The sequence below is a fragment of the Geodermatophilus sp. SYSU D00703 genome (assembly GCF_054050155.1).
This window is the reverse complement of sequence record NZ_JBJGYU010000004.1, coordinates 43327-63840: the sequence shown is the minus strand read 5'-3', so window position 1 is coordinate 63840 and position 20514 is coordinate 43327. Positions and strand designations below refer to the sequence as shown.

11 protein-coding genes are annotated in these 20514 nt (G+C 70.1%); 7 read left to right on the top strand and 4 right to left on the bottom strand.

What is annotated here, in order from left to right; translation table 11 throughout:
- Nucleotide 1: 1 nt before the first annotated feature.
- The 3 genes from ACI782_RS06900 to ACI782_RS06890 form a co-directional block, all read right to left on the bottom strand.
- On the bottom strand, nucleotides 2-733 hold the full coding sequence (locus ACI782_RS06900; protein WP_456907453.1) for a TY-Chap2 family putative peptide chaperone: 732 nt from the start codon (nucleotides 731-733) through the stop codon (nucleotides 2-4).
- A gap of 37 nt (nucleotides 734-770) precedes the next feature.
- A complete protein-coding gene (locus ACI782_RS06895) occupies nucleotides 771-1328 on the bottom strand; it encodes a hypothetical protein (RefSeq protein WP_456907451.1) in 558 nt (185 codons plus the stop codon).
- A gap of 336 nt (nucleotides 1329-1664) precedes the next feature.
- Nucleotides 1665-2828 carry a hypothetical protein gene (locus tag ACI782_RS06890; protein ID WP_456907449.1) on the bottom strand — a complete coding sequence of 388 codons (1164 nt, stop codon included), beginning with the start codon at nucleotides 2826-2828 and terminating at the stop codon, nucleotides 1665-1667.
- Nucleotides 2829-3165: 337 nt separating this feature from the next.
- Here ACI782_RS06890 and ACI782_RS06885 point away from each other — a divergent pair, with 337 nt between their 5' ends.
- Complete coding sequence (locus ACI782_RS06885) at nucleotides 3166-3420, top strand: Ada metal-binding domain-containing protein (RefSeq protein ID WP_456907447.1); 255 nt, start codon at nucleotides 3166-3168, stop codon at nucleotides 3418-3420.
- A gap of 130 nt (nucleotides 3421-3550) precedes the next feature.
- On the opposite strand, the gene ACI782_RS06880 is transcribed toward ACI782_RS06885, so the two are convergent.
- Nucleotides 3551-6799, bottom strand: coding sequence for a TM0106 family RecB-like putative nuclease (locus ACI782_RS06880; RefSeq protein WP_456907445.1), 3249 nt, complete (start codon nucleotides 6797-6799; stop codon nucleotides 3551-3553).
- A gap of 171 nt (nucleotides 6800-6970) precedes the next feature.
- Here ACI782_RS06880 and ACI782_RS06875 point away from each other — a divergent pair, with 171 nt between their 5' ends.
- The 6 genes from ACI782_RS06875 to drmB all read left to right on the top strand — a co-directional run bounded on the left by ACI782_RS06875 (nucleotide 6971) and on the right by drmB (nucleotide 20186).
- Entirely contained in the window at nucleotides 6971-7882 is a 912-nt protein-coding gene (locus ACI782_RS06875; protein ID WP_456907443.1) for a phosphorothioated DNA-binding restriction endonuclease, read from the top strand.
- Between the two features lie 74 nt (nucleotides 7883-7956).
- On the top strand, nucleotides 7957-8508 hold the full coding sequence (locus tag ACI782_RS06870; RefSeq protein ID WP_456907441.1) for a GIY-YIG nuclease family protein: 552 nt from the start codon (nucleotides 7957-7959) through the stop codon (nucleotides 8506-8508).
- Nucleotides 8509-8544: 36 nt separating this feature from the next.
- Entirely contained in the window at nucleotides 8545-13452 is a 4908-nt protein-coding gene (locus tag ACI782_RS06865; protein ID WP_456907439.1) for a DEAD/DEAH box helicase, read from the top strand.
- Entirely contained in the window at nucleotides 13449-15251 is a 1803-nt protein-coding gene (locus ACI782_RS06860; protein WP_456907437.1) for a UvrD-helicase domain-containing protein, read from the top strand. The genes ACI782_RS06865 and ACI782_RS06860 overlap by 4 nt, the downstream gene beginning before the upstream one ends.
- Before the next feature lie 7 nt (nucleotides 15252-15258).
- A complete protein-coding gene (locus ACI782_RS06855; RefSeq protein WP_456907435.1) occupies nucleotides 15259-18456 on the top strand; it encodes a helicase-related protein in 3198 nt (1065 codons plus the stop codon).
- A complete protein-coding gene (gene drmB / locus ACI782_RS06850; RefSeq protein WP_456907433.1) occupies nucleotides 18453-20186 on the top strand; it encodes a DrmB family protein in 1734 nt (577 codons plus the stop codon). The genes ACI782_RS06855 and drmB overlap by 4 nt, the downstream gene beginning before the upstream one ends.
- The last annotated feature ends 328 nt before the right edge of the window (nucleotides 20187-20514 follow it).

Here is a 20514-nt window from a genome sequence, read left to right as displayed (position 1 = left end):
ATCAGAGGTCGGCGGGCCACTCGGCCGCCCGTTGCGGCAGTGACGAGCAGGGGAGGACAGACCTCTCGGACCGGCGTGCCGTCGGTCGGGCGGTGATCTGGGCGGCGAGTGCTTCGACAGACGTCCCACGGTCGTAGGCCGCCAACAGGTCCAGGCGCTCGCCGACCTGCGTGACGGCCCAACCACGCGCGAGGTGCGCTACAACCTCCCCGTCCCGGGTGAGAGCCCAGATCTGGTTGGCCGGGATGTCCGCCAGGTCGGCAGCCGGAGCACTGGCCGGCGTCTCCGTGTACTCGTCGGCGGCGATCACCGCCCTGCAGTCCCAGTGCGCGTCGAAGAAGCGCAGTGACAGGGCCCCGGCGATCACGCGATAGGTGAGGGTCTCCGCCGTGGTGGGCGGCCGCCTCTGGTCGACGCTCAGCCCGCAGCGCCCGAGTACCGCCGCGACGGCACGCTCGACGCCGCCCGGCGCGAACGACAGCTCACGCACCTGCTCTCCTGGGACCGGTGGATCCTCGTCGTGCGCCCCGGGGACATGAGCGTGTATCGAGCCCCCGCGGTTGATGTCGACGCGCAGGCGAGGGCCGCGGATGGACAAGCAGTCGTAGAACCCATCGGCCGGAGCGGTCTCGTAGATCGTGTGGCCTGGGACCCGCCAACACAGCTCGGCGGCCACGTGCCAGGAGAACGGCATCTGCAGCCGGTTGATGTGCTGCGGCAGTTCGACGTTCACCCATGCCTCCCGAGGCCGCGCGCTCGCAGGGCCGCCGTCATCGACCCGCCACGGCCCGACGGTCGGCGTCGGTCCACTCGACCGGTCGGCCGAGCGAGGAACAGAACTCCGTCCAGGTGACGCGAGGTCGACCATCGGCAGGCGGCCGGCACCAGTACGAGATCCGGCTGTTGTAGCTCCACGCACCGGTCGCCGGACCGTACTCGTACGCCAGGTCGCCGGCACGGGCGAGCCTGCCCAGCGCCATTCCGAAACGCACGGCAGAGGCCGTCGTCTGCGTCTTCCCGGCGAGGACGTGCCCGCGCTCGGCCACGTGCGCGCGGAACAGATCGGGGTACCGCTCCCGGAACCGGTACTCGACGATGCCGTACTCGAGCATGGAGTCGTCCGGGCCGACACAGCTGAGCATGGGCTCGAGCAACTCGTCGGTCACGCCGTCAGCTGCCGACCAGGAGTCGCTCGCGGCGTCCGCCGAACGCACCCACTCGTAGTTCTTGCCGTCGACGTGACGGCCCCTGCAGAAGTAGGCCACCTGACGGTCCGGCAATCGCTGATAAGTGACGTCGTCCGCGGAGAAGCAGGCAGGGCAGGTCACAATCACGAGGTTCTCCAGTTTCCGCTACTGACGAGGACTCGCCACGCAGCGACGAAGATGTCGATGAAGCCGCCCTCGGGACTGGACTTGACAGTCCGGAGTCCTGAGGGCGGCTTCGCTGCCGTTGGGGGCCGGATCAACCGCTGTCGTGGGCGGATCTACGGCCGCCGATGAAAGTCCAAGCCGTGCGCGAGGATCTGCGCCTCGGTGGGGGGCGCCGACCCGCTGGGCGAACGTACCGGTCGACGGCGCAGAGCCGGCAGCGCTGGATACGGCTCCGGATCGCCCGCAGGGCTGGTCACGGCCCCGCCTAGTGCGCGCGCAACGCCGCCCGCGTCAGGCGACGACTGCTGCGTGCGGCCGAGTGACGCCCAGAACCGACTCGGCCCCGTCGGTCACCATCGGCTGCATCCAGCCGTCAATGCCCTCCCAGTAGGTCGCGTCCGCCTGCAGATTTGTTTCATACCGGAGCCTCCACAGCAGACCTGCGTCTGTGTGCGCACTCCAGGCCAGCAGGTAGTCCCGCAGGAAGGTGTTGACGGACTCACCGCCTTCTTTGCATGCGCTCTTCCACGCTTCATGGTCCTGCAGTTCAGCGAGCAGGCGGCGGGCTGGCGAAACGGCCGCCAGGCGGTCCAGGTTCTTCTTCTGGAGCCCGGCCAGTTGACGGTGCATCCACTTGCGCTTGATGTCGCTGTCACCCCAGAACAGTCGGGTGTCGCGAAGGCCGTCGGCCACCTTGTCCGCCATGGCGTTCGCACCATCCATGACGGTGCCCATGGCCGCCACGAGCGTGGTTGCGTCCGCCGCTTGTTCCAGGTGGCGGCGGAGGCCGTCGTCGCCGACCACCTTGAGCGGGTCACCCGAGCAGGCGAGGTTGTGCGCCTGAACGGCGGTCAGGCGGGCGCCCCAGAGAATGTGCAGGGCGGCCTCTGCCATCTCGCGCACGTCCGAGGCGAGCGTGAAACTCCGGTTCATGCCGGGCTCATTGGGAGCCTTCATCGACGCGAAGAACCGGTCGAGAGCCTTGGCCACCAACTGCGCGAGCAGGACCAGATCGACCTCGTCGCCCTTGCACGCGGACTTCAGTGCGTGGTTGAGGGTCTCCCGGAGATTGAGTTCTGCGACGGTGACGTCGATGCGCTCGGCGCGTGTGAGGAGACCGCTGATCCCCGCCCGGACCTCCTGCAGTCCGACCTGCATCTCCCGCAGGATACGCGTCTGCTTCTTGACCTCGACCAGGACCGCGGCGGAGATCGCGAGATCGACCACGGAGACGCCGAGGTTGGCGAGTTGGACCGCACCCATCACGGCGGAGGCATCCGAGACCGACGGCCGGAGGCACGTCGGAGTGGGCAGCCCCAGGCCCGTGACATCAGCGGATCCGGCCGGGATGTAGCGGATCTTCTGAGGATTCGGGATAGGCCCGTTTGAACCCATGACCTGGTAGACGAGGCGCACGGACTGGCCGGGCCCGGTACTGGTGTACGGCGCTTCCACAGCCGCGCTCCTTCCGTTGCGTAGTGAACGTAGCGGCCGACGGTGACGATCACGCCGAGCGACTCGCGCTGTGGGCCAGCGCTGGACCATCGCCGATGGGGCGACAGCCCGGGCCGCACACCTCATGAGTGTCGAAAGCGAACCCCGCGCTGGAGTGACATGCGCGCGGTGTTCCAGAGTGCGCCGTTGCGTGGCGGGATCCGTCGTCGGGACTCGGACTTGCCTGGTCGCGATCTCCGCACCATCGAGTCGCCACTGGGCAGCGCTCACGCCTCTTTGACACCCCGTCTGCAGACGGTTGCCGAAGGTCTACCCACCGTGGCCGGAGAATGCCGACGTGTACAAGCTGATGGGTGCCGATCGTCGTCCGTACATGAGCCCGGTCCCCGGAACGCTCGGCGGCTATCGGCCGAAGAAGATCTACGGACGTCTCGACTGCCCCTCTGCTCTCAGGTGGATCGCCAAAGGCCACTACGTCGAGCACCGGGTCTTCTTCGCCGATGAGGCCACCGCCATCGCTGCCGGTTACCAACCGTGTGCCAGGTGCCTGCCAGAGAAGTACCAGGAGTGGAAGCGGACGCAACCGCTGTAGCCCTACCACTCCCCCGCCGCCCCTGATCAATGAAGTCCCTGACGGGGAATGATCACCGAGGCGGCTGGGAACGAACCTGAGCCGACCGCCTAACGCCCTGCCCAGCCGTTTCTGTCGGTAGCCCGGATGATCAGCGGACGACGGTCGCCATCTCGACGAGCCGGCACAGCGCATTGACCTGCCGCAGCTGCTCCGGCGTCCGGACGGCGGCGTCCAGCAGCTCCTCGCTCATCACGACGACGGCCAGCGCCTTGGCGCGCGAGACCGCCACGTTGAGCCGGTGCAGGTCGTAGAGGAACGAGACGCCGCGGGGGGCGTCCGCGGCCGACGTCGACGTCATCGAGTAGACGACGACCGGCGCCTCCTGGCCCTGGAACTTGTCCACGGTGCCGACCCGCGCGCCGTCGGGCAGCAGGCCCCGGATGCGGGCGACCTGGTTGTTGTACGGCGCCACCACCAGCACGTCGTCGGCACCTATGACCGACCGCTCACCCGCCGCGTCGACCCAGCCGACCCCCTGCAGCGAGCGCCACAACTCGGCCACCGCACGGGCCTCGTCGTCCGAAGCCGCCGTGGCCGCGCGGGTGTGCTCCACCAACCGGACGGCCAGGCCGCTGGTCCAGCCGTCCACCGCGATCCGCTCGCGGCCGGCGGCCGACTCCAGCCGCCCCTCATAGGCGAGGTCGGAGACGAACGCGGTCAGCGCCGGGTGCATGCGGTAGGTCCGGTCGAGGAAGACGCCGCGGTCCTCGGGCACGGTCTGGTGCCCCTCGAGCAGGTGCTCGAGCGCCGAGAGCCCCGACTCCCCCGGGTGCACCGCCTGCGTCGGCTGTGCCAGCTGCTGCGGGTCGCCGAGCAGCACCAGCGACTTACCGGCGCGCGCCACGGCGACCGCGTTGGCCAGCGAGAACTGCCCGGCCTCGTCGATCACCAGCACGTCGACCGCCTCGGCCAGCTCCGGCCGGGCCCAGAACCACGAGGTCCCGCCGACCAGCGTCGCCGACCCGTCGAGCAGTCGTGAAGCCACCTCAGCGGCGTCCTTCGACCACTCGACGCCGTCCGCCCCGCAGGCCTGGTGCTCCTCGCACTTCTGCAGCGCCGGCCGGCCCACGGCGGAGAGCACGTTGCCGATCACCGCGTGGGACTGCGCCGTGACGCCGACCTTCTTGTCGGCGTCCAGCAGCGCGCGGATAAGCCGCGACGCCGCCCGCGTCTTGCCGCTCCCGGGCGGCCCCTGCACGGCGAGCACCTGCCCGTCCAGCTCCAGCCCGAGCCGGACGACGGCGTCCCCGGCCTCCTCCCCGGGCAGCCGCCGGCAGTCGGCCGGGACGACGCGGTCGAGCAGCGCCTGGCCGAGACACGGCCGCCCGGCGAGAACGTCGTCCGCCGTGGCGACGATCGCCGCGCGCATCTGCCTGTCGTCGAGCGGTCCCTCCGGACCGAGCCCGCGGACCGCGCCCGGCTGCTTGGTGCTCTTGACGACGATCCGGCCACCGACGGCGTCGAGCTCGCGGACCTCGCCGATGCGCGCGCGGGTGTCGACGTCGAAGGCCGGCTTGCCGACGGCGAGCTTGGCGTCCTGCGGCGGGAAGGTGAGCTCGTAGAGCTTGCTGCGCTTCTCGGTGCCGATCTCGACGGCGACGGAGAGGCCGCCGAGTGCGGTGCGGTCCTCGACGAGCTGCTCGTCCTCCAGGTCGCCGCGGCTGAAGAACTCCCACCAGCCGGGCCGGGCCTCGCGGCGGTGCCACTGCACCAGGTCGCCGAGCAAGTCGTGGCCGCGGGCCTGCAGTCGCTCGACCAGGGCCAGCTCCGCGACCTCGGCGTCCGACTGCGGCTTGGGCGCGTCGATCTCGGACAGCATCGGCCGCGGCAGCTCGCCGTGCTCGGCCTCCAGCTCGGCGCGCTGCGTCTCCAGCCAGTCGTGCAGCTCGCGGGTGGAGTCGACGTCGTCCCGGTTGTAGTCGTGGATGGCCTGCAGCCGGGCCGGGTCGCGGTCGATCAGCCACTTCTCGTACTCGACGACGCTGGACATCGCGTCGGCGACGTCGCCGGTGTGCTCGCGCCCGTAGAACGCCTCGACCTTCTTGATCGAGTAGGACTCCTTGCTGATCCGCATCGACTGGCGGACGACGGGATGGAGGTCGACGAACCGCTCGGCGCGCAGCAGCTGGTCGAGCTCCGCCTCCCGGACGCCGTACCGGCCAGTGAGCCGCTTGAGCGCGCTGACCTCGTAGGCGGCGTAGTGGTAGACGTGCATGGCGGGGTCTTGTTTCCAGCTCTCGATGACCCGGTCGATCAGCTCCTCCACCATGCGCCGCTCCTGCTCGGCGTCGTGCGCCCACAGTGCGGTGAAGGCGCCGGTGCGGTCGCCGAGGCCGGCGAGGTACTCCAGGCCCTGGCCGTCGCCGGAGAGCGGATCGCCCTCGAAGTCGAGGTAGAGATCGCCGGGGCTGGGCGCGGGAAGTCGCAGCAGCCCCTGGGTCGGCTGCGGTGTGAGCAGGGTGCGAGTCGGGGCCTGGGCCTGCCGGCCGCGGAGCTGCTCGCGGGCCTGGTCGCGCAGTCGCTCGCGGGTGCCCCGGGTGATGCCGGTGGCCTTGAGGACGTCGTCTGTGGCGGTCGCGAGTTGCTCGAGCGTGGTGACGCCGACGGCGATCAGGGCGGCGCGCTGGTCGCGGCGCATGCCGGCGACGAGGCTGAGGTCGTCGCCGGTGCGCAGCTCGTCCTCGCAGCGCGGCTTCCAGGTGCACTGGCCGCAGTAGGCGACGGGGACCGGGCCGGTGTTTCCCGGGTTGGCGACGAAGCCCTCCAGCCGGGTGCGGGCGCGGCGGGCGTAGGCGGCGACGTCGACCAGCCGCCAGGGACGAGATTCGCCGTCGCCGGTGACCACGCAGATGCGCTCGGGAGTGCGGCCCTGGAGGGTGGCGAGCCGGTCGGCGTAGGTGGCCATCTGCAGCAGCGCCGGCACCTTGATGCGGCGAGCGAGCTTGGCGTCGGCGACCTCGTAGGACCAGTCGCCGAGGTCGGACGGCGCGGTCGTCTTCAGGAGGAAGTCGGCCTGGCCGCCCCAGGTGCCGTCGAACAGGGTCGCCTGGTGGATGACGTCGACGCCAGCGCGCATCGCCTCTCGCGTCGCTGCCTCGCTGCGGCTCTGGTGGAGGCGGACGACCTCGAGGCCCTGCTCCTCCAGCGACTCCAGGTAGCGGAGCTCGTGGGCGATGCCGAGGTCGGCGACGAGCACCGTCTGGTCGCTCACCCCCTCGGCCAGCGGCTGCAGGCTGCCGCCGGCCACCGCGAGGTTGAGCGCGGTGAGGTGGTGGCACTCCTGGTGCCGGGTCAGGTCGCTGGGGCTGAGGACGAGCCGACCGTCGAGGCGATACACGGCTCAGCCCTCCATCGAGCGGACGACGGCTGGCAAGGATGAGTGCGGCAACGTTCCCCCGTGGTGCAGCGTGCGGAGCCTCAGGAGGCTGTCACGGACGACGCCGTTCCGGGGCCTCCCGCGCCGTGTCCTGCCGCACGCCACGTGGGCCCTGAGGAACAGTGAGCACCCGTGTCTTCCAGCGTTCCCACGGCTCAGCAGGTCCTCGTGCGGCTGTCATCGCTTCGGCAGCACCAGCAGGACGGCCGACGATCTCCGCACAAGCCCCTGCTGGTCCTGATGGCGCTGGGCCGATTGGCGGCCACAGGAACCAGCCGCCTGCCCTGGTCGGAGGCCGAGGAGAAGCTCGCCGACCTCATCGAGGAATTCGGCCCGACGTCCAAGACCAGCCGGGCCCAGAGCGCCGCATATCCCTTCACACGGTTACGCGCCGACGGCGTCTGGCAACTGGATCGCGACGTCCCAATGGACAACGTCGGCCCGCTACAGGAGGGCGTGACTGGCCGGCTGGAAACGTCTCTGGAGACGGCCCTGCGGGACCGTCCGGAACTCCTCGCCGCCGTTGCACGCGGACTGGTCGAGAGCCACTTCCCGGGGACGGTGGCACCCGACGTCCTGGTCGCGGTCGGATTGGAGCCGGACCTGCTGGAGGGCAGCGGATCCGCCCGCGATGCGAGCACTGCCGAGCGACGGCGGAGCAGCACGTGGCCGACCGCCGTCATCGAGGCGTGGGACCGGCAGTGCGCCTTCTGCGGCTTCGACGGTGCCGCTGGCGGAGGTGTCGTCGGGATCGAGGCGGCACACGTCCGCTGGTTCAAGGTGGGCGGCCCGGACGACCTGGACAACGGGCTCGCTCTCTGCTCCCTTCACCACAAGCTCTTCGACCGCGGGATGCTCGGCCTGGACGACGACTTCGCCGTCGTCGTATCCCGACGTTTCTCCGCGCGGACGACACAGGGACGCACCGTCTACGACCTGCACGGTCAACGCCTCAAGCCACGGCCGGGAACTCCGCTCCCCGCCGCCGCACACGTTCGCTGGCACACCGAGCAGGTGTTCCGGGGCCGATCCTTCGCCGGCTGACTCATGGAGAGCCACGTGTCCAGCGATGTCCCGCGCGTCCTGTCGCCGAGCGCCTGTGGCGCCGGGACGAGGTGTTGAGCCGTCCGTCGCCCCTTCCGGCCGTTCCCGGCGTCTACGGCTGGTGGTTCGACCGACTGCCGGCGCCGATCGACATCGCCGGTTGCCACCGGGTCAACGGGCTCACCCTGCTGTACACCGGAATCAGCCCGAAGGAGCCACCGCGCAACGGGCGCCCGGCGAGCAAGGGGCAGCTCCGCCAGCGAATCGTGACGCACTACGCCGGCAACGCCGAGGGGTCCACGCTGCGCAAGACCCTCGGCTGTCTGCTCGCCGAAGAGCTCGGGATCCAGCTCCGACGCGTCGGGTCGGGCTCCCGCAGGACCTTCGTGAACGGCGAGCAGCGACTCTCGCAGTGGATGGCAGAGCACGCACACGTCAGCTTCGTGCCACATCAGCGACCATGGGAGCTGGAGGCGCAGCTCATCCAGCTCCTTGACCTCCCGCTGAACCTGGACGGCAACAGTTGCAACGCCTTCCACGCGCGACTCACGAAGGTCCGCAAGGACGCTGTCGCCACGGCGAACGCGCTTCCCGTGGTCCCCAACCCGGGGGTCGGCGGCCGCTGAACGCGCGACCCCATCCATCAGCGCTCAAGCACCACCGTGAGCGGCCCGTTCGAGACTCCTTGCTCCGCGGCGTGCGTCATCGGGCGTCAGGCCGTTCTGCGTGAACGACAGGCAGCATCCGCCCCACGCCGCTCAATCGTCACCACTTGGTGCGACTCACCGGTGACGGGGACGACACCCTCCGTTACGGGTCCTTACCGTCTGGTCTCAGAAGTCCGCGTGACCCGACCCACGGCCACGTCGGGTTTGTCGGAGCAACCGTCTACGGTGCGCCGGCTGCACTGTGCGTTGAGTGATGACGGGGGCGACGTGTACATGGATGGCTGGGCCGGGGCCGACGCCGAAGTCGGCACCGCGGTCGTGAACGAAGCGCGGCAGTGCCTGGCCGCCTACCGCGCCAAGCCGAATCTCGTCGAGCAGGACGCCGGCATCGAGATCTCGAACGTCGAGGGCGGATACGGCCGCAAGCAGCTGCACGAGCTGCTCCAGAACGGCGCCGACGCGATGATCGTGAACCCAGGTCGGATCTCGGTCGTCCTGACCGGCTCGGCGCTGTACTGCGCCAACCAAGGCCGGCCGCTCGCCGCCTCGGGGGTCGCGGCACTCATGGCTTCCCACCTGTCGACGAAGCGCAGCGATCAGATCGGTCGTTTCGGACTCGGGTTCAAGTCCGTCCTCGGGCTCAGCGACACCCCGGAGATCTTCAGTGGGTCCGGCTCACTGCGCTTCGACCGGGCGCAGGCGCGCCGTCGCATCCTGGAGGTCGTCCCGTCGGCCAGGCGGACTCCGGTGCTCCGCTTGGCGGAGCCGGTCGACACCGGGGCAGCCGCCGCCGGGGATCCAGTGCTCCGCGAGCTCATGGAGTGGGCCACCACGGTGGTGCGTCTGCCACTGAAGCCCGACGTCGACTGGCTGTCCGACGAGCTGCGCAAGTTCCCCGCCGAGTTCCTGCTCTTCACCCAACACGTGGTGCAGCTCGACCTCGACGACAGGGTCACGGGACAGCGGCGGGGGTGGACGGCCCGCCGTGAAGGATCACGCGTACAGCTCGAGGGCTCGAGCGGATCCGAGGGGTGGCGTGTCTTCCGGCGGGAACACCGTCCCTCGCCGGCGGCGCGTACGGATGCCGGTGAGATCGCCGGTCGCGACAGGATAGACGTGGTCTGGGCGGTGCCCGACAAGGGGCGTGCCCAGGCCGGACAGTTCTGGGCGTTCTTCCCGACGAACTCCCGCACGACACTGTCGGGCGTGGTCAACGCGCCGTTCAAGACGACCGAGGACCGCCACGACATCCTCGACGGGCGCTACAACCGGGAGATCCTCGAGCAGGTCCTGCCTTGGATGGTCGCCGAGAACTTCGGTGACCTCGTCGAAGGCGGCGATCCCTGCAGCATCCTCGAGATCCTGCCCGCACGTGGCCGCGAGGCCCGGTCCTGGGCCGACGACGCCCTGAACGAGCCGGTCATGCGCGCGGTCGCCACCGCCCCCTGCATCCCCGACATGACCGGTGTGCCCCGTCGCGTCTCCGACGTGAACCTCAGCCCTCGTTTCCTCGCCGATCGCAGCCGCTGGTCCTCCATGTGGGCGAGCGTCGAGAACGGCCCGGTCGACTGGATCCACCCGTCCGTCGACAAGGGAACAGAGCGGCGGGCGAAGGCGACGCGGCTGTACGAGATGGCTCGGGTCGCAGAGTCGACGACCGAGCAGTGGCTGGAGGCCCTCGCACGGTCCGGGGAGCGGGGATCGATGGTCGCCGTGCAGCTCGCCGACCTGATCAACATGGGCGACGCCGACCAGCTGACCGCGGTACGCCGCGCGAAGGCGGTGCTGTGTGCCGACGGCCAGCTCGCGCCGCCCGTCACCGGCAAGTTGTTCATGCCGGACCTCGACGAGACACCGTCGGAGGCCGGGTTCGTCCACCCGGAGCTCGCTCGGGACCCCGAGACCGCGGCAGCCCTGAGCCGACTGGGGATCCGTCCGCTGGACGCCGTCGGCCGGCTGACGTCGCACATCGCGCGCATGGCCGACGGGCAGGTCAAAGGCCTCGATGTCGCCCGCTTGTGGACCCTCGTCCGGCAACTCCCCGTCGACGAGGCGGCGCGGGTCCTCGAGTCGGGGTTCGGGCCCGGACGCACGCCGGTCAGGACGATGGCCGCGAAGCCGGCCGCGATCGGTGAGTGCCTCCTGCCCGGCACCGTCGTCCCGGCGGATGGATCACGCGACGCCGACCACGCGGTGGACGTGCGGTTCCACGCCGCCGATCACCAGGTGCTCGCGAAGCTGGGAGCCGTCTCGGCGCCCCGGCTGGCCTCGCGTCCGGTGGACGAGCCTTGGTTCCGCGCCTGGCTCGAGGACGCCAGGTCGACGTTCGTGGCAGCAGCCGAAGCCCGGGGCTTCCGTGCGTCGCCGGCGTCGGTCCAGGTGCGCCCCGGCCCGACGGCGGTGCACCTGGACCTGCTCCCCCGTCTCTCCGCACCTGCTCGCATCGCCATGACGCGCGAGGTGGTGGCCCTCGCGACGCAGAGCTGGACCGCCTACTCCGAGAGCCGGGGCGGCATCGAGCCCCTCGCCGTCACCAACCCCGGCATTTGGTGGATACGTCGGCACGGCATGGTCGACACCCCGCTCGGTCCGTGTCCGGTGACGGACGCGGTCGCTCCGGTGGACGACGTCTCGTCGGACCTCCTGCCGGTTCCCGTGGGGATGAACGCCACGGGCCTGGCGGCACTCGATCTCCGGCGTTCCCTCGACGGTGACTGGTGGGCGCGCTTCCTCGCAGTGGCCCAGGACGCTCTCGGACTCCCGAAGGCGCATCGCCTCCTCGCCGCCGCCGCACGTGCTGGTTGTCCACGACCGCCGTCCCTGCGGGTCGAGCACGCCGCCGGGATCGGCAACGCGCCGTCGGCCGACGTGGTGGTCACCGACGATCCCGTCGCGTACTCGCTGCTGAAGGACTCCACCGACGTCGTGCTCGTCGACACGGACCGAGACGTCGAGGCGCTGCGCACCTTCTGGGAACTCGGTGACGCGCGAGCCATGCTCCGCAGGACGGTGCTCCCCGCCCCTTCGGGCGATCCCGTCCCCGTGGTCGACCGGTTCCCCGGGTTGCGGGTCACCGCACCGACGGTGCCGCCGTCGTACCAGTTGCTCCCCTGTCGGGAGCTCGCCATCGAGGTCGTCGCCGAGGACGGAGGCCCCCGATCGGTTACCGACCGGCGCCACGTCGTCGACGGCGAGACCTTCTACTTCAGGGACGACCTCACGCCCGACGAGCTGCTCTCCGCTGTCAACGCCGAGTACCGCCTGGGACTGGACGAGCGCGGACTCCAGCAGACCCTGGAGATCGGGCGGCGGAAGGAGACCAGTACGGTCGCCCGCAGCGTCCGCTCCGCAAGGTCCGTCGAGGAGAAGCTGCTCGCCCTCGCCGGCGAGGAGGAACTCAGGAAGCTGGTCCCGGCGCAGGCGATCGACGTCGCGCAGGCGCGGCGAGGTCGCCGTCTGAACGCGACGGAGATCGCGAAGATGGCCACGACGTCGGCCGGCACGCAGATCCTGCGCAAGTTGGGACCCGCGATCGAGGCCCGCGGACTGACCGTCCCGAGTCGCCTCAACGGGGGCGCGGTGGCCTCCACGTTCACGAAGGAGCTGGGACTGCCGGCCGAGTTCGCCGGGACGCAGGAGGACCGGCGACCTGCGTCCGAGACGATCCACGGGCCCGTGCGGTTGCCGAAGCTGCACGACTACCAGGCGGAGAGCATCCGGCGCGTCCGTCGACTCCTGCGTGGCGAGGGCCCGTCTCGCGGACTCGTCGCCCTACCCACCGGATCCGGGAAGACGCGGGTGGCCGTCGAGGCGGTGATCGACCACCTGCGGGAGGAAGCCCCGACGGCGCTGGTGGTGTGGATCGCGCAGAGCTACGAGCTGTGCGAGCAGGCCGTCGAGACGTGGTCCTACGTCTGGCGGGCAGTCGGCGCGCACGAGACCGAGCTGACGATCAACCGTCTCTGGGGGTCCAACGACGCGTCCCGTGCCGACAAGGGCGCCCAGGTCGTGGTCGCCACCGACGACAAGCTCCTGTCGGTGTCGACGCAGGGACGTCACGACTGGCTCAAGGACGCCTCGATCGTGGTCGTCGACGAGGCGCACACGTCGATCTCCAAGACGTACACCGCCCTCTTCAACTGGCTCGGGCGGGGCACCCGCCAGCGGGAGCGGCCGGTGCTCGGGCTCTCCGCGACTCCGTACCGGAACAAGAACGAGGAGCAGACGCAGCAGCTCGTCAACCGCTACGACAAGAACCTGCTGACGGACGGACTGTTCGGTGAAGCGCACCCGCACACCTACCTGCAGGAGTTGGGCATCCTGGCCCGGGTCCGCCACGAGGTCCTGGACGGCATCGAGCTGACTCCGCTCAGGGTCCCCGGCGATCACATGGACAACGACGGCTTCGCCCTGCTCGAGTCCCGGATCGACATGCGTCAGGTCGCGATGGACGAACAGCGCAACTCCCGGATCCTGGACTCCCTGCTCGGTCTTGATCCTGACGTCACCGCGCTCGTGTTCGCCGCGTCCGTGCAGCACGCCGAGATGCTGGCCGCGGTCCTGGACAACGAAGGAGTGCCGGCGGCGTCGGTCTCCGCGTTCACCCCGGTGGCGGAGCGACGTTCGCGTGTACGCCAGTTCCAGTCCGGCGAGATCAGGGTGCTGACGAACTACAACGTGCTGTCGCAGGGGTTCGACGCCCCTCGGGTGGGGGCCGTCTACGTTGCTCGCCCCACCTTCAGCCCGAACCGGTACCAGCAGATGATCGGTCGGGGTCTGCGCGGGCCACGCAACGGTGGTTCCGAAGAGGTCCTGATCGTGAACGTCCAGGACAACATCGACGCCTTCGGCGAACAGCTCGCCTTCCACCACTTCGACAAGATGTGGCGGCAGACGTCGTGACCGTCGACCTCGACGACAGCCAGCTCGCGGTCGTCGAAGCCGACCCCGACGAACGACTGCTCGTGATCGCAGGCGCAGGACGCGGCAAGACCGAGGTCGTGGCGGCCCGCATCGACGCGCTGGTGGCCGATCACGGCCTGCAGCCCGTCGACGAGGTCCTCGTCCTCACCTTCTCCCGGGCGGCCGTGGCCGCGGCCGACCGCCGTGTCCGGGCGAAGACCGGCGCAGCGGTCGGGATCAGCACGTTCGACTCCTTCGCGAGTCAGCTGCTGGTCGAGGCCGGCGAGGACCCCTCGGAGATCCGGGGTTTCGACGCCCGTATCCGCGCGGCCACGGACGTCCTCCGGCGGATCTCCCTGCCCCAGACCGACATGCTGCGTCACCTGCTGCTCGACGAGGTCCAAGACCTCGTCGGCGACCGAGCGGAGTTCGCCGCAGCCGTATTGGGGCGTCTGGATCCGGAGTGTGGCTTCACGGCCCTGGGCGATCCACTGCAGGCGATCTACGACTGGCAGCTCGACAACTCGAAGACACAGACGACGTCGCACGACCTCATGACACGGCTCGTGGCGGACTTCGGCGCCCGCAGGGTCGAGCTCGAGGTGGACTACCGCGCACGAGGACGCGACCCCCGGGCCATCGTCGACCTCGGGAACCTCCTGCGTGCCGTCCCTGCTGAGGACCCGGCTCCCGAGGACCTCTTGATGGACTTCGTCGACGACCTGATCGACGTGGGCCCCGTGGAGAACGTGACCAACCTGGTCGACCGGCCTCCCGCGACCACTGCGGTGCTCTGCCGGGCCAACGGCGACGCGCTCGCCGTGGCTCGAGCGCTCCGCGAGCACTCGGTACGGCACGTGCTGCGCCGCCCCCTGGAGGAGGTCGGCGCCGCCGCCTGGATCGCCCGGGCCTTGGGCGACGTCGACGACTCGGTCCTGGACCGTGACGAGGTGTTCGAACGACTGGCATGCGCTGCGGTCGAGATGGACCACGACGACGCCTGGGTGGCACTCAAGACGGCAGAACGCGACGGGCACAACCGCACTCAGCTCCGACTCAGCGGACTACGGCGAGCCCTGCGGAACCAGGCACTGCCGCAGGAGCTCGTCACACGTGACGAAGCGGCTGTCGTGGTGTCGACGATCCACCGTGCCAAGGGGCTCGAGTTCGACCGGGTCTTCGTCGTCGATCCGTCGTACAGGCACGACGACGAGGACACGTGGGCGGAGCTTCGAACCCAGTTCGTGGCCTTGTCCCGTGCCCGGGACGAGCTGCTCCGCTGCCAGGCTCCCTCGTCGGCGCGGCGGATCTCCCACCACTGGTCCGGGCGGTGGGCGGCGTACACGCTCAGGAGGAACGGCCGGTGGCCTTGGGCCATGGAGGTCACCTCCAGAGACATCGACGTGATCCGGCCCGCCACGCACGAGTCGGGGAGCGGCGTCAAGGCTCAGGCCCGCCTGGCCGACCCGCACCTGCCGAGGGCGGAGGTGGACGGAGTCCTCGAGGAGGGGACGCCGGTGGAGTGTCCGCGCTACGAACTGCGGGTGAAGGCCGACGGCACGGTCATCGGACGGACATCCGAGCAGTTCGGGACCGACCTGGTCAGGGTCTTCGGCCGTCGGCGGCACGGGCAGGACTGGCCGCGCCACATCCGCGACATGGCGGTGACGTCGGTGGAGACGGTGGCGGGCGAGCCGGATCTCTCGCGCGCCGCCGACCTCCCGGGCAGCGGGCTGTGGTTGGTCCCTCGTCTGACAGGACTCGCCCGACCCGCATGGCGAGACGAGGAACAGGAGTGATCGCCGCATGAGTTCCCTGGCGGACAAGTACCTTTTCCGCGACGAGATGGTGAGCCGGCTCCACGACGACCTCATCGGCCCGGGCGGCGGTGAGGACGAGGTGCTCACCGAGTCTCCGCTCGACCGGTACATCGCCGGGGTCCTGTGGCCGCAGGACAGCGGCGCGCAGGAGGAGGTACCGGACGACACCGTCGACGGCGGCAGCGAGGACGCCGGTCAGTCGGCGGACACCCCGGTTTCCCAGGCGCGCATGCGCTATCCGTCGTCGGCCGGCATCACCTTCACCGTCGACGCCCGCAAGACGGATCAGGTCACGCTCACGGCGGGGGCGGCTCGATACCTCCCCCAGGAGGCGCAGAACACCGAGCCCATGGAGGGCCAACGCTCGCGCGCTCGCCGCAAGCAGCAGGACCGCTGGATCCGGTCCGTGCCCGACCTGCCCACCGTCGCCCTGTCCCTCGGGGAGGCCAAGCCCATCCGCCATCCGCTGACGGAGGGGCTCGAGCTGTACACCCTCGTTCGCCCTCCGGTGGACGGGCTGGTGACCGTGACGGCCGCTCTCGTCAACGTGCGGGAGGCGGCATCGGGCCCGAAGGACTCGTTCAGCTGGTTCCAGGTGTCGGTGCAGGCGACGACCGCGACGCCGGCCATCGTCGACCGCCGCTCGGCCCCGTCCGTGGGCCTCGATGAGGACCTCGACACCGGAGCCCTCCTCTACCGGAGGGCGTACACGTTCGCATCCGGTCACGGTTGCGCCGCCGCGTGGGACGACCCAGGAGGCGACTCGCGGACGAGCGCGGTCCGCACCACCTTCCTCCCGCAACACGAACTCCTCCGCGCCAAGCCGCGCGAGGTCCCCGCGGCGGACCTGCGCATGTCCTTCCTGAAGAGCGCCGACGACGCCTCGGTCCTGGCGAGCCTCCGCTCGATCGTGTCGGACTACCGGGCCTGGATCGTGGAAAAGGAGCAGGAGATCCGCTCTGCGGAGTCCGGTGTCGACGAGACCCTCCGGCCTGTGGCGGAGCGGCACGTCGAGCAGGCACGGATCGCAGCGGACCGCATCGAGGGCGGCATCGACCATCTGGCCGACAAGCCCGCCGCGATGCGCTCCTTCCGCTTGATGAACGAGTCGATGCAGGCGCAGCGCGCCCGTCAGGACTGGATCCGGAACGGGGCGAAGGGCGAGCCCGAGGAGGGTGTCGACCAGGTCTGGCGCCCCTTCCAGTTGGCCTTCATCCTCTTGAATCTGCCCGGCCTCGACGACCCCGAACACGAGGACCGCGGGATCCTGGACCTGCTCTGGTTCCCCACCGGAGGCGGCAAGACCGAGGCGTACCTCGGACTCATCGCGTACACCGTCGTCCGTCGGCGGCTGGCCGACGACGCGGCGAGCGGCGTCGCGGTGATCATGCGCTACACGCTCCGCCTCCTGACCATCCAGCAGTTCGAGCGCGCCACCATGCTGCTCTGCTCGCTCGAGTCCCTGCGTCGGAGAACGCCGGAACTGGGGAGCCGGCCCTACTCCATCGGGCTCTGGGTCGGCAGCGACGCCACCCCCAACGACCTCGACGAGGCGCGTCGGAGCCTGGGCAAGCTCCGGCGTGGGCACGACGTCGAGAAGGGCAACCCGATGCAGCTGCTCCAGTGCCCGTGGTGTGGCAGCACCCTCGGGCCGGACGAGTACGCGGTGGTGGACAGGCCCGACCGGCACCTGCGCATCGCGTGCGGGATGCAGGGGTGCGACTTCGCGAACGGACTGCCCGTGCACGTGGTGGACGAGGACGTCTACCGCGAACGCCCCGAGCTGCTGATCGGCACGGTCGACAAGTTCGCCCGGATGGCGTGGTCCGGGAAGGTGGGAGCCCTGTTCGGCCGCGATGGCGGGTACCGGCCGACGCTGATCATCCAGGACGAACTGCACCTCATCTCCGGACCGCTCGGGTCGATGGTCGGGCTGTACGAGACGGCCGTCGAGGCCGCCTGCGCGGCGGACTTCCTCGACCCCTCCCTCCCGTTCCGTGGTCGTCCGAAGGTGATCGCCTCCACCGCGACGATCCGTCGGGCCGGGGAACAGGTGACCGCGGTCTTCAACCGGACCGCGGCCCAGTTCCCTCCGCCGGGGCTGGACCCGGATCACTCCTTCTTCGCCGAGCCGGCCATCTCGGAGGAGCTCGGCTCGCGGAAGTACGTCGGGGTCATGGCGCCGGGCACGAGTCACCAGTCCCTGATGATCCGCGTCTACGCCTCACTGCTGCAGAGCGCGCAGGACCTGCCGGCGGACGAGGCCACTCGGGATCCGTACTGGACGCTGCTCGGCTACTTCGGGAGCCTCCGTGTCCTCGGTTCCGCACACCTCCAGGTGCAGGACGACGTCCGGACTCGCCTCGGGTTCTTGGCCGGCCAGTTCGGGACCGAGCCGCGTCGAGTGCGCCAACTGTCCGAACTGACCAGCAGGGTGGGCCCCCGCGAGATCCCGGAGCGGTTGAAGCACCTGGAGGTCCCCCGTCCCGACGCCGGGGCCGATGACGTCGTTCTGGCCACCAACATGATCTCGGTGGGGCTCGACGTGGACCGACTCGGACTGATGGCCGTGATGGGCCAGCCCCAGTCCAGCGCCGAGTACATCCAGGCGACGAGCCGGGTGGGACGCAAGCACCCCGGCCTGGTCGTCACCATGTTCAACGCGGCGAGGTCGAGGGACCGGTCCCACTTCGAGGACTTCACGCCCTTCCACCAGTCGATCTACCGGTCCGTCGAGGCGACCAGTGCCACGCCGTTCGCGGCCCGCGCACGGGACCGCGGACTGCACGGGGTCCTCACCGCGGTCGTCCGGTTGCTGTTCAACGACCTGGCGCCCAACAACGGGGCCGGCCTCGTCGACGGCCAGGAGGCGAAGCTCGAGAGGGCCGCAGCGATCATCGCCGACCGAGCGCACGCCTGTTCGGACGACGGACCCGAGACCGAGCACCAGCTCGCCGGCCTCGTACAGGCCTGGTTGGACGCGGCCAGGGCGAAGCCGGGCCTGACCTACATGAACAAGAACAACTGGGAAGCAGCCCTGCTCGTCGACCCGGCCGACATGCTGGTCAATCCGGACATCCCGGACTTCGAGCAGGGGCAGGTGCCCTGGCCGACGTTGCAGAGTCTCCGCGACGTCGACGCCGAGAGCACCCTCTTCCAGGTCGCACACGGGAGGCAGCGATGAGCTCGAAGCCGAAGACACGTCGGAGCCAGTTGATCTCGACCTTCGGCGTCGGCGGTCTCTTCCCGTCGGAGAACACCAGCTACATGATCGCGGGGCTGCAGGACTGGGACCCGGAGAAGGCGGAACCGGCGAGCGAACCCCGCTTGGCCCGTTCCCTCGGTGTCAGCGCCTTGAAGATGCCGCCGGCCGGGGGGCATCGGGACGTACCCGTCATCCGGTTCCCGAGGACACAGATCTGCCCCGACTGCCGACGGATCGGCAACCTGACCGACTTCCAGTCCCCCTGGAACCAGGCGGTCTGCAACCTGTGCAAGCCGTCCGCGCCCCTCTCCCCGTCCCGGCTGATCGTCGCGTGTCCCAAGGGGCACATCGGCGAGTTCCCGTACTTCGCGTGGGTCCACTCCGGCTCGGGGCAGCGCGCGGACGGGCAGCACCGGCTGACCCTGCGGAGCAAGGGCCGCACGTCATCGCTCGCCGACCTGGTCGTCGAGTGCAGCTGCGGGGTCCCACCGATAGGGCTGGACGGGTCCTTCGACCAGGGGGCACTGGCCGGTGTCATCCGTTGCCGCGGTGAGCGTCCGTGGATGGGCGCGGGGGCAGCAGAGGACTGCACCGAGGTACCTCGCACCTTGCAGCGTGGTGCCTCGAACGTCTGGTTCCCCGCCGTGCGGTCCGCCATCTCGATCCCACCCTTCTCGGAGGCGCTGGCCCGCTTCGTGGACCGCGAGTGGGGGATGCTCAAGAACCCGCAAGCGCTGACGACCGCGTGGTTGATCGACGGTCTCGTCACAAAGAGCAACGGACGGTTCACCGCGGAGGAGATCGTCCGCGAGGCCCGCCGTCGCCACGAGGAGGACACCGAGGAGGCGGTGACGGAGACCTCGCTCCGTCGCGACGAGTACCGCGCGCTCCTCGACGGACGGGTCGAGGACCACGACGGCTCGGACTTCGTGTGCCTCGTTCGTCCTGTTCCCGACGAGCTCGCCGAGCACGTGCTCGCGGTCCGCAAGGTGACCCGTCTGCGGGAGGTGCGCGCGCTCTACGGCTTCTCCCGCCTGTCCGCGGCATCCGATCCTTCCGACCCGCGGTTGTGTTCGCTGAGCCCGGAGAAGCTCAACTGGCTGCCCGCCATCCAGGTCATCGGCGAGGGCGTGTTCCTCCAGCTCCGACCGGACGACGTCAGGGGCTGGGCCTCGAGGCCGTTCGCCCAGCGCCGGCGAAAGCTGCTGCAGGCCGCTGCGGACCGAGCGGCTCGAGCAGCGCGTCTGCCCGCGGCGCGTCAGATCGACATCGCCCAGGTCATGGTCCACACGTTCGCGCACGTGCTCATCGACCAGCTGGCCCTGGACGCCGGTTATCCCGCCGCCTCGATCCGGGAGCGCCTGTTCGTCGACGAGGGCATGGCCGGGGTGCTCCTCTACACCGCCACGTCGGACTCCGCGGGAAGTCTCGGCGGACTGGCGGCCCAGGCCGAGTCGGACAAGCTCGGCAGCGTGGTGCTCGAGGGACTGCACCGCCTGCGGTGGTGCTCCTCCGATCCCGTCTGCATCGAGTCGACGGGCACCGGCACGGACGGGTTGAACCTCGCGGCGTGTCACGCCTGCGTCCTCGTACCCGAGACGTCCTGCGAGGAGCAGAACGTCCTGCTCGACCGCGGGCTGTTGTTCGGCACGCCCGAGAATCCTGAAGGGGGCTTCTTCAGCGATCTGCGCTCTGCCGTGGGTCTGTAGCTGGCCTGCGGCGTCGTCGCCGCGACCGTCTTCGCCGACGGAGTCATCCGCCGGAGAAGACGGTCGCGGCCGCGAGCACCGATCGGCCGAGCCCCGGCTCGCCCGCGGCATTCCTGCTTGTGGACCGTCTGCTGAGCGATCCCGGCCGCTTGGCACCTCAGCCAGCCGATCGCCGACCAGGCCACGGGGCGACGCGCAGCTCGCGGGCGGAGACGGTCGCGCGGACGGCAGGGTGAGCTTCGGAGACCTCCGGATGGAATGGCGACGCCGAACGTCGCCATTCCATCCGGAGATCTCTTGCGTCATCGTGCCGCCGCGCCGCGTGACA

Bases quoted from the DNA above. Each gene is read 5' to 3' on its own strand.
- ACI782_RS06855 (WP_456907435.1), top strand. From the start codon at position 15,259: ATGAGTTCCCTGGCGGACAAGTACCTTTTCCGCGACGAGATGGTGAGC.
- drmB (WP_456907433.1), top strand. From the start codon at position 18,453: ATGAGCTCGAAGCCGAAGACACGTCGGAGCCAGTTGATCTCGACCTTC.